This window comes from Paratractidigestivibacter faecalis, from assembly GCF_003416765.1.
Classification (GTDB): Bacteria; Actinomycetota; Coriobacteriia; order Coriobacteriales; family Atopobiaceae; genus Paratractidigestivibacter; species Paratractidigestivibacter faecalis.
Window position 1 is genome coordinate 1,675,035 of sequence record NZ_QSNG01000001.1, and the last position, 14,010, is coordinate 1,689,044.

The following is a 14,010-nucleotide window of genomic DNA, read 5'->3' on the forward strand; positions in this document are numbered from 1 at the left end:
CCCGCGGTTTGCATGCGATCTTGGACGCTGCCGGCACCGTCGCGGACCGCAATCGCGTGCAAAGGGCGGCTGCGGCTAGCCCTCGATGCTGCCGAAGCCCTCGCCAAAGGCCTCGTGGACCTCGGAGATGATGACGATGGCCTCAGGGTCCGCCTCGGAGACGATCTGCTTCAGGCGCGGGGTCTGGGAGCGCCCCAGCACGCAGAAGAGCACGGGGCGGTCGTTGCCACTCCAGACGCCGCGGGCCTGCAGCTCGGTGCAACCGCGGTTGAGGTCGTACATGATGGCGTTGGCGATCTCCGCATGGCGCTCGGAGATGATGTAGGCGGCTCGCTCGGCACGGGGGCCGTCCACCACGGCGTCAATCACCTTGCCGCAGATGTACATGGCAATGGCCGCATACAGCGCGTTCTCAATGGAGAAGACCGGCGCGGAGAGCGCGATGATGGCGCCGTCCACGAGCATGACGGCCGTGCCGAGCGGCATGACCAGGCGCTTTGCAATGAGCTGCGCCACAATATCCGTGCCGCCGGTGTTGCCGCCGGTCCTGAAGACCAGGCCCAGGCCGATGCCCGTGATGACGCCGCCCCAGAGGGAGCAGAGCAGCAGGTCACCGTTGCCTAGGACCGGGAGCACCGGCACCAGAGCGTCCGTGAACAGGCCACACGCAATGATGCCGGCGATGGTGCGGACGATGTAGCCGCGGTTGCCCGACCGTATGACCAGCAGCAGCAAGAAGACGTTCATCACGATGGTCTGCATGCCGACGGGCAGGTAGAAGCCAGCGGCGCCGGCCAGGGCGTAGAACACCGTGGCCAGACCGGTCACGCCGCCCGCAGCCAGGCCGTTGGGCACCTCGAAGCAGTCAACGCCCACGGCAAAGACCGCCGAGCCCAGGATGATGAGAAGCGCGTCCCTCACGTAGACGCGCCAGCGCGCGGGACTCACTGCTGCCCCCCGCCACCCGTTGACCAGCGGTGGTAGCCGACGATGAACTTGTCCAGGTCTCCATCGGAGAGGACGGAGTCCACGTTGCCCGTCTCCACGCCCGTGCGCAGGTCCTTGACCATCTGGTACGGATAGAGCACGTAGCTGCGGATCTGGTTGCCAAAGCCGATGTCGGTCTTGGGGCCGCGCAGCTCGTCGATCTCCTCCGCGCGACGGGCGAGCTCCATCTCGTACAGGCGGCTCTTGAGGACGCCCATGGCAAAGGCCTTGTTCTGGATCTGGCTGCGCTCGTTCTGGCAGGTGACCACGATGCCCGTGGGCAGGTGGGTGATGCGGACGGCGGAGTCGGTGGTGTTGACGCCCTGACCGCCGTGGCCGTGGGCGTGGAAGACGTCTATGCGCAGGTCGTTGGGGTCAATCTCGACCTCGACGTCGTCCGGCAGGACGGGCAGGACCTCCACGCCGGCAAACGTGGTCTGGCGGCGCTTCTTGGCGTCCGTGGGAGAGATGCGCACCAGGCGGTGCACGCCCTGCTCGGCGCGAAGCATGCCGTAGGCGTTCTTGCCGCTCACCGTGAACATGGCGCGGTCGAGGCCAATGACCTCGCCGGGCTCGGCGTCGTTGACGGTGACGAACCAGCCGCGGCGGTCGCAGTAGCGCTGGTACATGCGAAAGAGCATCTCGCACCAGTCCTGCGCCTCAAGGCCGCCCTGGCCCGGCGTCACCGTTACGATGGCGTCGCCGTGGTCGAGCTCGTCGGTGAACCAGCTTGAGAGCTCGAGCTCAGAGAGGTCCTTCTCCAGGGAGGCCACCAGCTCGGCAGACTCGGCAAGAAGGTCCTCGTCCTCGGTCTCGCAGCCCAGCTCGTAGGCGGCAAGGGCGTCGTCCAGCTTGGCGTGGGCGGCCTCGATGCCGGCCACATCGTCCTTTGCGGAGGCAAGGCGGGCCATGACGTCGCGAGCGTGCGCCGCGTCGTCCCAGAACCCCGGGGCCGCGCTGGCAGCCTCGAGGTTGGCAACGTCTCCGCGGCGCTCGTCTATGTGCAGGTACCCCTCGACCTCGGTGAGCCTTGCGGCCAGGGCGTCGAGGGTCTCCTTGGTCACGTCAGCCATCTATCGGTTCCTGCCGTGACAGTTCTTGAACTTCTTGCCGCTGCCGCAGGGGCAAGGCTCGTTGCGGCCCACGTTGGCGTAGGGGTCCGGGTCGTCGGACTTGCGGTAGGTCCTGGGCTTCTCCGCGCCAGGTTTCTTGCCCTGGGGCGCGGGAGGCATGCCGGGGGCCTTGGGGGCGGCGGGCATGCGACGGGAGCCCTGGTCTCCGTCGACCTCGGAGGGGCCGGAGTACTGGGCCCCACGCAGCTCGGCGGGCTCGGCGTCAGACGGAGCGGCGGCCGGCGCGGGGCGATCGACGACCTCGATGCGCAGGATGGTGCGCAGGAAGTCCTCGTACATGGTGTTGACCAGCTCAGAGAAGGCCGCATAGGCCTCGCTCTTGTACTCCACCAGCGGGTCCCTCTGGCCAAAGCCACGCAGGCCGATGCCCGTCTTGAGGTAGTCCATCTCCTGCAGGTAGGACATCCAGCGCGTGTCGATGACGCGAAGCATGACCTGGGAGGAGAGCATGTGCATGGGCTTCTCGCCAATGCGCTCCGCCTTTGCGGCAAAGCAGGCGTCCACGAACTTGTCCACCGTCTCCATGACCTCGCCCTGGTCGACGTCGTCGGAGACCTCGGGCAGCTCCTTGGAGCCGGTGAGCTCGGAGAGCCACCTCATGAGGCCGCGGACGTCCCACTCCTCCGAGGAGGCGCTCTCGGGGCAGAACTCCTCGACCTTGCGCTGGACGGTGTCGTAGGTGACCTCGTCGATGTGGGCCATGAGGTCCTTGCCGTCCAGGATCTTGTTGCGCTCCTCGTAGATGACCTGGCGCTGCGTGTTCATGACGTTGTCGTAGTCAAGGACGTTCTTGCGCATGGCGAAGTTGACTTCCTCGACCTTGCGCTGGGCGCTCTCCACGGCCTTGGTGACCATCTTGGCCTGGATGGGCTGGTCGTCCGGCATGCCGGTCTTGACCATCATGTCGGAGATCTTGTCCATGCGGTCTCCGCCAAACAGGCGCATGAGGTCGTCCTCGAGCGAGAGGTAGAACTGGGTCTCGCCGGGGTCTCCCTGACGGCCGGAGCGGCCGCGGAGCTGGTTGTCGATGCGTCGGCTCTCGTGGCGCTCGGTGCCGATGACGCACAGGCCGCCGGCGGCAACGACGTGCTCGCGCTCGGCCGAGCAGGTCTTCTTGGCCTCGGCCAGGGCGTCGGCGCGCTGCTCGGGGGTTGCCTCGGCAGGGTCGATGTCGCGCTGGCGCAGGATATCCTCGGCAATGAGGTCGGGGTTGCCGCCCAGCAGGATGTCCGTGCCACGGCCGGCCATGTTGGTTGCGATGGTGACGGCGCCCTCGCGGCCGGCCTGGGCCACGATCTGCGCCTCGCGCTCGTGGAACTTGGCGTTGAGCACGTTGTGCTTGATGCCGCGCTTGTCCAAGATGCGGGAGAGGCGCTCGGAGTTCTCGATGGAGACGGTGCCCACCAGGCAGGGCTGGCCGTTGGCGTGGCGGACGGCGACGTCCTCGGCCACGGCGTTGAACTTGGCCTCGATGGAGCGGTAGACCAGGTCATCGTGGTCAACGCGGATGACGGGCTTGTTGGGCGGAATGACCTGGACGGGGATGTGGTAGACCTCGCGGAACTCGGAGTCCTCGGTCATGGCGGTACCCGTCATGCCGGAGAGCTTATCGTACATGAGGAAGTAGTTCTGCAGGGTAATGGTGGCCAGCGTCTGGTTCTCCTCGCGGACGATGACGCCTTCCTTGGCCTCGATGGCCTGGTGCAGGCCCTCGGAGTAGCGCCTGCCCTCCATGATGCGGCCGGTGAACTCGTCGACGATCTTGACCTCGCCGTCGGTGACCACGTACTGCTGGTCCCTGTGGAACATGTACTGGGCCTTGAGCGCCTGCTGCAGGTGGTTGACCAGCTGGCCGGAGGCGTCGGCGTAGATGTCATCGATGCCCAAGGCGCGCTCGATCTTCTTCAGGCCGTCGTCGGTGGCGGCGATGGTGTGCTTGGCCTCGTCCATCTCAAAGTCCACGTCGGGCGTGAGGCCGCGGACGGCGCGGGCAAAGTCCTTGTAGGTGCTGGCGGACTTGGTGCCGGCGCCGGAGATGATGAGCGGCGTGCGGGCCTCGTCGATGAGAATGGAGTCGGCCTCGTCCACGATGGCGTAGTGGTGGCCGCGCTGGACGCGCATGTCGGACCTGGTGACCATGTTGTCGCGCAGGTAGTCAAAGCCAAACTCGGAGTTGGTGCCGTAGGTGACGTCGGCCTCGTAGGCGGGCTTCTTCAGGCTGAGCTTCATGCCGTTCTGCAGCAGGCCCACCTTCATGCCCATGAAGCGGTAGATGCGGCCCATCCACTCGCTGTCTCGCTTGGCCAGATAGTCGTTGACGGTGACGATGTGGACGCCCTCGCCGGGGATGGCGTTAAGGTAGCCGGCCAGCGTGGAGACGAGCGTCTTGCCCTCGCCGGTCTTCATCTCCGCGATGGTGCCGCGGTGCAGGGCAATGGCGCCGATGATCTGCACGTCAAAGTGACGCATGCCAACGGTGCGCAGGGACGCCTCCCTCACGGCGGCAAAGGCCTCGGGGAGAAGGTCATCCAGGGTCTCGCCGTTCTGGTAGCGCTCGCGGAAGACGGCGGTCTGACCGGAGAGCTCCTCGTCACTCATGGCGTGGAAGCGCGGCTCGAGTGCGTTTACCTCGTCGGTGATGCGCCTGTACTCCTTGAGCTCCTTGTCGGACCCGAAGGAGAGGATCTTGGAGAGAAAGTTCGCCATTTGATTCCCTCTGGAATTCGAGGCGGCCAGCCGGCCACCGGTTACAATCAGCTCTTAACTTTACCCGCCCTTCAGTCACCTGTCTCTCGCCATGAAAGCTGTCACCAAAAGCGCACCCGCAACACGTGTCAGCCCTCCATGAGGAAGCGCTCTTCATCCTCGGCATCCAGTGGCACCAGCGGCAGTACCTCGACCTCCCGGGCATCCTCCACGAGCAGTTTGCGGCGCTCGTAGCGCTCCTTAGCCGAGAAGCCCATGCTCCTGCTGGCGAGGTCTCGGAGCTCGCGCGACGGCGGCAGCTTGCGGACGCGGACCACGCGCCGCGCGTACTTCTCGTACTCGGCGCTTGCCTCGGCCCCGCGGCCGGACGCCTTCAGCGCCCTCATGTAGGCCATGAAGGCGTCCTCGCGCATATCGTCCGCGCAGACCGCCTCGCGCCCGAAGGAGACCGCAAGCCCGTCTCGCCCCGTCTGCAGGGCGGCGTCGGCACCCGCGACCAGGGCGTCCACGTAGAGCGAGCGCAGCTCGACCCTCCTTGCGGAGATGAGGCCCGAGGCGTCCACGGTCGGGCGGCAGAGGTCTCCGCCGTAGAGTTCCTCGGCCCTTCTTGCCGCGCGAATGGTTGTTGCCGGGTCGCGGCGCTCAAGGGCCAGCTTGGCCTGGGCCTCGAACTCGTCGACGTCGCAGCTCACCAGCGACGGGTCAAGCGCCAGGGACTTCTGGGCCTTGCTGACCGAGAAGACGTCGAGCGTGGGGTCGACCTCCTTCACGGCTCCCCGTATGGCCGTTGTTGCCTGGTAGAGCCTGGACGCCCCCTTCTCCATGTTGTCCTCGGGCCAGACCTGGGCAATGACCTCGTAGCGCTGGGCGCTCATCTTGTCCTTGAGCAGGAGGAACTCAAGGACGGTACGGGCGTCCCTGCGGTCAAGGCGGCCGTCGGCCACGAGCCTGCCTCCCACCCTCATCGAGAAGGTGCCCAGCAGGCACACCTCCACGCGGTGACGCCCGGGGTCGTCCACCAGCGAGAGGCTGGCCGAGGCCCCGGGCGTCGCCGCGGGGGCAAAGCACGGAAGCTCGGCGGCCTCCCAGCGCTCCTCGAGCTCGGCGGCCCGGGCCCGCCACTCGCTGGGCACCTGCTCCCTGAGCAGGGAGGACACGTCCCCGAGGTCTCGCACCAGGGGCACGATGAGCCACATCACGCTGGAAGGCGGAGAGGGGGAGACTATTGGGACGCCCTCCCCGGAGAGCGCCGCCGTCACCACCTCGGCCAGGACGCCCACGTCCTCGCAGGACCACGGGTCGGGCCCAAAGTCAAAGCGGGACCCCGCCCTTGCCGCGGCCAGCGCGCAGACGACGCGCGAGAGGTCACGGGCGTATCCCCGTCCTGCCTGCGAGGCGATCCTTGCCAGCAGACGGCCGCGCAGAGAGGCCTGCGCGTCGTTTCCAACCTTGAGGTCCCGAAGGACCCCGACGCCAAGCGCCAGCATCCGGCCAAGCGCGTTCTCGCACTTCTCGCATGCCAGGGCCGCTGATGCGACCTCCTCTCCCCGCATCGAGGCGCCGGCGACTAGCCTCACGGCGCAGCGGAGGGCGCCTAGGGAGCTGGACATGCCTCTGCAGCCCAAAGAGGACGCCAGGGCCTCCGCGCCCTCCATGGCCGAGGCGGCAGACTCGACCTCGCCCAAGGCCAGAAGGCAGAAGGCACGGTCCTGCGCAAGGAGCAGGGACGCCACGCCTCCCACGTCCGCGTCGGGAGAGGAGCCCATGAGGGCGATTGCGTCCGAGAACCGGCCCTTGCCCACAAGTGAGAGGGCCCTGAGGTGCAGGACCAGGCCGCGCCCCACGGGACCGACGTCCCCCGCGGCCCCGTCGAAGTGCGCGATGCGGGCTTGGGCGCCCCTTGCCTCCAGGAAGAGGCACAAGGTGGCGTCGTCAAGGCGCTGGGCCTTGCCGGACGGCGGACCTGGGTGTTGGGAGGGACGAGACGAGGGCCTGGTGAGGGCCAGCAGCGCGTGCCTGACCAGCCGCACGTGGTCTGGGTCCAGGCCGGCCACCGCATCCACGTCTGCCAGGGCGTCTCTCACCAGCTGCCACTTGCCCGCGTTGAGAAACCCAGACGAGTACCTGAGCACGAGGTCGTGGACCACGGCGGACTCGGCGGCCTCGGCAACCAGAGATGCCCTCAGGAAGTCCCCGCGCTGGGCGAGAAGACGCATGGCCTTTAAGGCCGCCACCTCTCCGGCACGGCCGACGTCGCGCACCGCGCCCAGGCATGCGGAGAGGACCTGCGGGTCATCAGAGCCAAGGGCATCATAGGTTGAAAGGTCGGCCGAGACGCCAAGCAGCGGGGCCAGGCGCATGAGGTCATACGCGTAGTCCTCGGCATAGAGGCCCAGGGCGGATGCGGCGCCCGCCAGGCTTCCCTTCCCCACCAAGACCATAAAGGCCCTGATCATTTGCTCGTCCGGAGAGAGCGTGTCCCTCAGCATCTTGCCCACCGCCACGCCGCAGCGCTTGTAGTAGGCGGGCGGAAGGGGGCCGAGCCCCTCCTTCCAGCCACATGCGGCAAGGCACTCCACGAGGGGCTGGGCCCCGCGCGTCACATGCGCGAGGGCCCTTCCGCCAGGCCTGGCCTCCAGGGTTGTCCGCAGGTCCATGGCAAGGTCCGCCGTGGTGAGCGTGACGGCCTCCTCAAGCTCCTCAAGGAGCTGCTCGGCCTCGGGAAGAACGGCCACGACGACGGCCGCGCAGCCCTCCGCCACCTTTCTTATGGCGCGGACCTGCCGCTGGACGTGGGCCTCGTCGGAGGGAGGCAGACCCTCGAGAAAGACGACCGCCCTTGGCGCCGAGGCCTCGGCCACGGTCCCGTTTGAGAAGCGCACGAGGGTGCGCGTTGCCCGCTCCGGCTCCTGCGCGCCAAAGTTCCGGAACCTCACGGGGAGCTTCTCGCGCGCGAACCCGGCCTTGAGCTCCTCGATGAACTTTGAGCCACCGAGGCCAGGCTCGGCGCAAAGCCCGATTATCTGATGTCCGGGAGACGCGGCGGTGTTGGAGACAACGCGCCGCGCCAGGGTGAACTCAAAGCGCAATGCCCCCTCCGCGCCGCAGCCGCCCGTCTTCCCACTGGTCCTGTCAGCCATGATCGGCCCCTTCTCAACCCAGGCACGCGCCTGGCCCTTCACGTGGAGAGAAAGCTAGCACGCATGCAAAACGCCCCGTGGGAGGGGGTCTGCCCGAGGCACCATAAGCAAGTACCTGCGCGCGGTACGTATCCTGAAAGCTTACTGAATTAGGAAAAGAAACAATCGTTCAGAAGTGTTCAATAGTTCATATGCGTCCTTCAGGGCAGCTATTTACCTTGAAATATGATTGTTTGAATGGTGCGACATTTTAAGTGGTATCAAACCCGCAGACGGTCAGGGGGCAGCCGACCAGAGAGGGGCGACATGGCGGTATTTGTCACCGGCGACCTCCACGGGGGTCTTGACATTCAGAAGCTGCGGGACATGCACGTGGACGAGAAGCACGTGGTTCTCTACGACAACATAGTCACCCTGGGCGCGGGCAGCGATTCCTGGTAGGGACAGTCCCTACCAGTACATCTCTTCCAGCCCCACGAGAGCGACATGCCCTGACGGCTGCGCGGCAAAGCCAGACGGGGAGAAGAACCCATAGCGGCGGCAGTCGAGGCCACGTGCTTGGACCTGGGCGGTTTCTTCATCAATCATCTTCCGGGTCACGGGCGTCTTGCGGAACTTTGCCTCATAGAACACAAAGCCGTCGGGGTCTTGCGCCACAACGTCAAACTCGCCGCTCTTGTGCTCGGCCGGCAGGTCGTACCAGTACTTGCCGATGGCGTCAAAGGGCGGCTCGATCTCTCCCGCACGGTTCTTCCGCACCAGATACTGACGGCAAATCTCCTCGAACACATGCGAGACGTAGTTCTCTTCAAAGTCCCGCCCAACATAGCGGTCAAAGAAAACGTCTGGGTCAAGCAGCTGCCTCTGGGAGGAGTAGCGAAAGACGTATCGGTAGTAGAACAAGCTCAGGGAGTCCACGATGAAGCAGCCCGCCTTGCGCTTGTTCTGCGCGTCGTTAATGGGAGCGCGTCGCTGAACCAGGCCCATTTCAATCAGCTTTGAAAGCACATCAGTCATTGCCGGGCCGCTTGAGACGTGCGACTGGTCAAGTATGTCACGCCCCCGATAGCCAGCGGAGGGTACCCAAGCGCCTCGGAGGCGAGGGCCATCAGGCTCGCAACGTTGTCTCGCTCGGAGGTCTGTCGGCATTCAAAGTAGATGGCAGTCTCGGCGCCATGCAGCTCGAGCGCATGCTTGGTGAGCTCGCCCTTGCCGACGCGTCGGCGACCATAGACCAGGTTATTCTGCTGCTCACGGCAGCTCAGCACCTTGCTGATGCGGGCAAGCTCAACCTCTCTTCCAATAAATGCCATTAACTCAGTTCCTCCCGACTCGGTTTTGTCCGAGTTGATTCCAGCATGCATGGATGGCGCCCGGACGTTAACTCGGACAGAACCGACTCGGTTGTGGCCGAGTTAGTTAAAGGCCCAGCTCGGCGATAACTTGACGCATGGCGGCCAACTGGCGAGAGAAAAAGGCCGTCGGCTCAGCCGACGGCCTCAGCGCGGATCGATTAGATTCTTCCGCTACTTTTTGACAGGGACATAGAAGGACCGCGGACCCTTCTTCACAAGCGTTAGCTCCCCGTGCTCTTTCAGCTTCTTGAGCTCGTAATATGCAGCATCGCCGTCGGGGAGATGTAGAAGCTCTCTGACGTCAGACGCAGTGACTCTTCCCTGTTGTCTTGCCAGCTTCATTATCAATTCAGGATAACGAACCCGGTCTATATCAGTCTGTCGCACATACTCCTTTGCCTTGCCGCCGTGCCCGTAAACCTTCTTGCTCAGCATGTACGACCTGTTTTGCCCGACACCACTCGCCTCAACCAGCCCCGCTTCACAAAGGAGTTCAACAGTTCTCCTAAGTCTTTGATGCTGAATATCCACCATCTCGGAAAGCTCAGCAATCCCACAACGCCTAGAACGCTTGAGCGCGTCTAGGACTAGAAGAGACTGCAGCGGCAGTTCAGCGCCACGATTTCTTTCCTCAGCCAGGAGCCGCACGAACTCGGCGTCGGGTTCGCTGCGCTCGATAAACAGCGATACCATCGTTTGATTCGAGGCACTGTAATCGGGCAGGGGCCTGCCGTATAGCAGGGAACCCTCATAGATACGATCGATGCCACGTCCCGTTCTTTCTGCCAGACCGACCCTCTTAAGGGCATCCATCAGACAAGGGTTGCGGCCCTGCGGCTCCGCGCTCAGCAGATTGCGCACGCTAATTCCTTCGATAAATCCTCCGGGATTGTTTACCAAAAGGCCAGCATCATCCATCTGCACCCTAACGCGTCCCAATACGGAATAGTCCCTATGGCCGAATGCATTAACAACGGCCTCGCGGAGCGCCCTGCGATCGTAAAGCGGCGTTGGCTGACTAAGAAGCCCTATCTGGACCTCTGTAACCGGGTTCCAAGGCTCAACGCGCGCAATGATGTCTTCAATCGTATAGAGCAGCGGCTGCCTATACGACTCGTTCGCGCGAATATCAGTGCCCTCAAGCACCTGAAACACAGCCTCGTGAGTGGGGACGAGTCTCTCGAGAGACTCGGCCTTCCCGATCATAAGGAGTCCGGCAAGCGTGGGCGCGTCTTTCTCCCCCACCCTCGTCGTAAGCTTCAGTGCCCGCTCGAGCTCGTCGTCCGTTAGCTCAAGAAGAGCTCGGTCGCCACCGCGGCTCGTCTGCACAAGGCGTCTGAGCCTAGCAAGCTCAAGCGGGTCAAAATCATCACACGTCGCATCAACAACGGGCTGGGCCGAATAGTCAAGGCGCCCCAGGTCGGACAACCTCGTTGCAATCTCGTAGGGATACATCGGAACGCTCTCCGGCGTACCGTCCGACTTTATCCTTCTGCGCAGAATCCGCCCATTGCTCGTCGCCACGATGCTTCGCGATCTTGGGACCTCAATATGCATCACGGGGAACTTCTCAGCCAGAGTTTCCGCCCTTACGGACACGGGAGGAACGGTCTTATTCGCGACCATTGCCGCGACCTGAATAGGATCACGGTGAGCTGGCTGCGCGCCAGTGATCTCGCCGTCATCTTCAACGCCGATGTAAAGGTCTCCTCCCTCGGAATTGGAGAGGGCAACGACTTCGTCAACGATGATACTTTCGCCAAGAGTTTTACGATCGCTCTTGAACTCAACGGACAGGGTCTCCTTTGTTGGAATCATCCGCACCCCTTTAGCTAATCCCGCAATAGCGGAATTCTATCCCGTAATTACGGGATAGATCACGTAATTACGGGATTATTCCGGGATAGTCAGCAACAGTCCGCAAGAGTCGGAAGGGGCGCAGGCCCAAGTCAAGCGGCGTCGGCCGAGTTAGTTAAAGCGGCTTGCACCCCGAGGCCGCCCGCTTAAGCGCTTCCTGCAGGTCAGGGTCAACGGCAAAGAGGTACAGGCCGTGCACCCCTCGCTTTAGCAGGACGTTGAGCTCGTTCGAGAGGTTCTGACGCGAGAAGTCCTTCGTGCCGTCCCTCTTGTTGGTTGCCTTTGAGTTTTTGCTCGACCCGGCATCAAACACGACCTTCCCGTCAACGTACCTGACGGAAGGTCCAATGATCAGTCCCGCGTAATTGAGGTCAAACCCTTGGATGGTGAACGTGGAGCCCACCTCGACGCCAGGGCGAACGACATCAATGCCCTGAGGCTCCTCGCCTACGCCTCTGCCTGCGACGGGACCGGCCGTTATTCGAGTGAGCACCTCGACGCAGTGGCCAGGCTCCTCGGCGTCGGCCTGGACGCGCTCCGGTGCGTGGCCGTCGTCGCCCCCAACGAGAACGGCGGCTGGCTCTCCGCATCCGTCGCCGAGGCCACGAATGCCTAGGTCGGCCTACATCACCGTCCGGGTCTCTCCTGCCGAGCGTACCAGCATCGTGGCGCGCTCGGCCTCGTGCGGAATGGCCCCCTCGGCATTCGTGCGCGAGGCCGCCCTCCTGCGCGACACGTCGCCCGCCAGGGTCGCCGACGCCGACGGGCTGCGGCGCATCCGCGTCGACCTCAAAAGAATCGGAAACAACCTCAACCAGGCCGCCAGGGCCCTCAACGCCTACGGCACCGACGAACCGGCCCTGGGCATGCTTCGCGACGCCCTCGGCCCCGTCTCCGAGGCGGCCGCGTCCCTGGCGGCCCTTCTCTCGAAGGAGAACGACCATGAACCCTAGCGCCATCGCCGCCGGCGTCACCGCGGCGGCCCTCGCCCTCGCCTCGTGCCCGGCCCTCGCGGGGCCGCTCGAGGAGCTCGCCGGCGGCGGCACGCCCGACCTCGTCGCGGCCGTCGCCGCCATCGACCCGGCCGCGGCGCCCGCCTGGTGGCTCTCCGGCGACGGCGCGTCGCATCCGGTCGGCTGCCTCCTCGCCCTCGCCGCGTGCTCGACAGTCGCCGCGGCCATCGCCCTCTCGGCGGCCGCGCCGCGGCGCGAGGGGAACGGCGGCGTCCTGGGCGACGCCCGCGTGCGCTCCGGCAGGGACGCCGTCCGCGGCTCCTGCACGTGGGACGGCCGGCACGACCCCGCGGGGCGCGACCTCGTCTACGGCTACTCCGGCGGCAGGGAGCGCAGGCGCCACCTCTACGAGCCCGGCCGCTTCTGCCTGGTGGACGGCTCCACCGGCTCCGGCAAGACCCGCTACATGCTGATCCCCACCATAGACCTGCTCACCTACGGCGGGGCCTCGAGGGGCTCCGAGCCCCACACCATAGTGGTCACCGACGTCAAGGGCGAGCTGCTGGAGCTCACCGGCGACGAGCTCGCGCGCCGGGGCTACGAGGTGCTGCTGCTCGACGCCGCCAGGCCGGCGCGCGGCCAGAGGTTCAACCCCCTGAGGCAGGTGCTCGACCTCTACTCGGCCGGCATGCCCGACGAGGCCGAGCAGGCGGCCGACGGCGTGGCCGAGTCGCTCGTCCCGGACGACCGCGACGGCGCGGCCAGCCACTGGGTGGCCTCGGCCCGCTCGCTGCTGTCGGCCGTCATCCTGCTGGTGTGCCCCGACGGGGCCAGGACCATGGGGACGGTCGCCGCAGTGGCCTGCCGCGGCACCGAGGGGGAGGGCGACGACCCCTGCGCGCCGCTGAGGTCGCTCCTGAGGTCGCTGCCGGGCTCCCACCCGGCGCGCCCCCGCGCCTCCCAGTTCCTCTCATCAGGGGGCAACGAGCTCGGGAGCATCGTCTCCACCCTCAAGGCGGCCATCCGCGCCTACGGCTCTGCCCCCATGGCCTGGCTCACCTCCGGCAGCAAGGTCGACCCCAACGCAAGACGGCCCTGTTCGTGCGCACCATGGACGAGGGGTCGCCCTACAACGCCCTGGCCACGGTCCTCCTGGGCCAGCTCTGGGAGGCGGCGAGGCTCTCGGCCGAGGCGGAGGGCGGCAGGCTCGCCAGGCCGGTGACGGTGGTGGGCGACGAGTGGGGCAACCTCCCGCGCGTCCCGTGCCTGCCGGCGGTGCTGTCCCTGGGGCGCTCCTACGGCTTCTACTGGGTCGGGGCCGTGCAGAACCTGGCCCAGCTCAACCGCTACGGCGAGCGCGACGGTCGCCCCAAGGTGCTCGCCAACTGCGGCGTCAAGGTGGCGCTCAAGCTCGGCGAGGAGGAGGACCGGAGGTACTTCACGGAGCTCGTCGGCAAGACCACCCGGCACACCCGCGGCACCTCGTCGGGCAGGGCGGTCTCGGGCACCTCGGCCTCGACCAGCTACTCGGAGCGCGCCGACGACGTCGTGCACGCGTGGGAGTGGACCTCCATGGCGCCGGACCGCGACGGGGCCGTGGTGGTGAGGCAGGCCGAGAACGGCGCGCCGCGCTCGCACGCCGGGGCGATCAGGGCGCCCCTGGCCGACTGCGCCTCCACGCCCACCCGCGCGCACTTCGACCTGGGGAGCCGCGAGCACGAGGCGGCCCGGAGGAGGGCCTACCGGGAGCGTCTGGAGGCCGGGGCCGCGCGGGCCGGGAGGGAGACGGCGCCGACCTGGCTGCCGGAGTGGCCGGAGGACGGCGGCGACGCCGGCGGGGCGGGGGCCTGGGACGTCCTCTGCCCGGACTAGGGGGCGG

General features: G+C 65.9%; 13 protein-coding genes. 5 read left to right on the forward strand and 8 right to left on the reverse strand.

Annotated elements, in window-relative coordinates:
* Positions 1-75: 75 nt before the first annotated feature.
* From DXV50_RS07450 to DXV50_RS07465, 4 genes are all read right to left on the reverse strand, one after another.
* Positions 76-948: a YitT family protein gene (locus DXV50_RS07450; protein WP_117205601.1), complete on the reverse strand. Its 873-nt coding sequence runs from the start codon at positions 946-948 to the stop codon at positions 76-78.
* Positions 945-2,060 carry a peptide chain release factor 2 gene (gene prfB / locus DXV50_RS07455; protein ID WP_117205602.1) on the reverse strand — a complete coding sequence of 372 codons (1,116 nt, stop codon included), beginning with the start codon at positions 2,058-2,060 and terminating at the stop codon, positions 945-947. The genes DXV50_RS07450 and prfB overlap by 4 nt, the downstream gene beginning before the upstream one ends.
* Positions 2,061-4,826: a preprotein translocase subunit SecA gene (gene secA, locus DXV50_RS07460; protein WP_117205603.1), complete on the reverse strand. Its 2,766-nt coding sequence runs from the start codon at positions 4,824-4,826 to the stop codon at positions 2,061-2,063.
* 128 nt (positions 4,827-4,954) lie between these two features.
* Positions 4,955-7,966 (reverse strand): AfsR/SARP family transcriptional regulator, encoded by a 3,012-nt coding sequence (locus DXV50_RS07465; protein WP_117205604.1) that lies wholly within the window; start codon positions 7,964-7,966, stop codon positions 4,955-4,957.
* Positions 7,967-8,272: 306 nt separating this feature from the next.
* Between DXV50_RS07465 and DXV50_RS09985 the strand changes: the two genes are divergently transcribed.
* The gene (locus DXV50_RS09985) at positions 8,273-8,407 is read left to right on the forward strand and encodes a hypothetical protein (protein ID WP_269801620.1); all 135 of its coding nucleotides are present in this window, start codon (positions 8,273-8,275) and stop codon (positions 8,405-8,407) included.
* A 9-nt stretch (positions 8,408-8,416) separates the two neighbouring features.
* Here DXV50_RS09985 and DXV50_RS07470 read toward each other — a convergent pair whose 3' ends face one another.
* The 4 genes from DXV50_RS07470 to DXV50_RS10090 form a co-directional block, all read right to left on the reverse strand.
* Entirely contained in the window at positions 8,417-8,983 is a 567-nt protein-coding gene (locus DXV50_RS07470) for a DUF234 domain-containing protein (RefSeq protein ID WP_198666440.1), read from the reverse strand.
* A complete protein-coding gene (locus tag DXV50_RS09730; protein WP_198666441.1) occupies positions 8,980-9,279 on the reverse strand; it encodes an ATP-binding protein in 300 nt (99 codons plus the stop codon). Before DXV50_RS09730 ends, DXV50_RS07470 begins: the two co-directional genes overlap by 4 nt.
* 213 nt (positions 9,280-9,492) lie before the next feature.
* Complete coding sequence (locus tag DXV50_RS07475) at positions 9,493-11,139, reverse strand: RNA-binding domain-containing protein (protein ID WP_117205605.1); 1,647 nt, start codon at positions 11,137-11,139, stop codon at positions 9,493-9,495.
* 154 nt (positions 11,140-11,293) lie between these two features.
* Positions 11,294-11,671 (reverse strand): DNA/RNA helicase domain-containing protein, encoded by a 378-nt coding sequence (locus DXV50_RS10090; protein WP_408634265.1) that lies wholly within the window; start codon positions 11,669-11,671, stop codon positions 11,294-11,296.
* On the opposite strand from DXV50_RS10090, the gene DXV50_RS09740 reads away from it, so the two are divergent.
* Genes DXV50_RS09740 through DXV50_RS09990 form a run of 4 tightly spaced genes read left to right on the forward strand, consistent with a single transcriptional unit; the run spans position 11,558 to position 14,003 of the window.
* On the forward strand, positions 11,558-11,794 hold the full coding sequence (locus DXV50_RS09740) for a hypothetical protein (RefSeq protein ID WP_198666443.1): 237 nt from the start codon (positions 11,558-11,560) through the stop codon (positions 11,792-11,794). The two genes, DXV50_RS10090 and DXV50_RS09740, sit on opposite strands and share 114 nt — an antisense overlap.
* Positions 11,787-12,131 carry a plasmid mobilization protein gene (locus tag DXV50_RS07485; RefSeq protein ID WP_117205607.1) on the forward strand — a complete coding sequence of 115 codons (345 nt, stop codon included), beginning with the start codon at positions 11,787-11,789 and terminating at the stop codon, positions 12,129-12,131. Before DXV50_RS09740 ends, DXV50_RS07485 begins: the two co-directional genes overlap by 8 nt.
* Positions 12,121-13,353: a type IV secretory system conjugative DNA transfer family protein gene (locus tag DXV50_RS07490; RefSeq protein WP_117205608.1), complete on the forward strand. Its 1,233-nt coding sequence runs from the start codon at positions 12,121-12,123 to the stop codon at positions 13,351-13,353. Before DXV50_RS07485 ends, DXV50_RS07490 begins: the two co-directional genes overlap by 11 nt.
* Entirely contained in the window at positions 13,242-14,003 is a 762-nt protein-coding gene (locus DXV50_RS09990) for a type IV secretory system conjugative DNA transfer family protein (RefSeq protein ID WP_117205609.1), read from the forward strand. The genes DXV50_RS07490 and DXV50_RS09990 overlap by 112 nt, the downstream gene beginning before the upstream one ends.
* Positions 14,004-14,010: the final 7 nt, after the last annotated feature.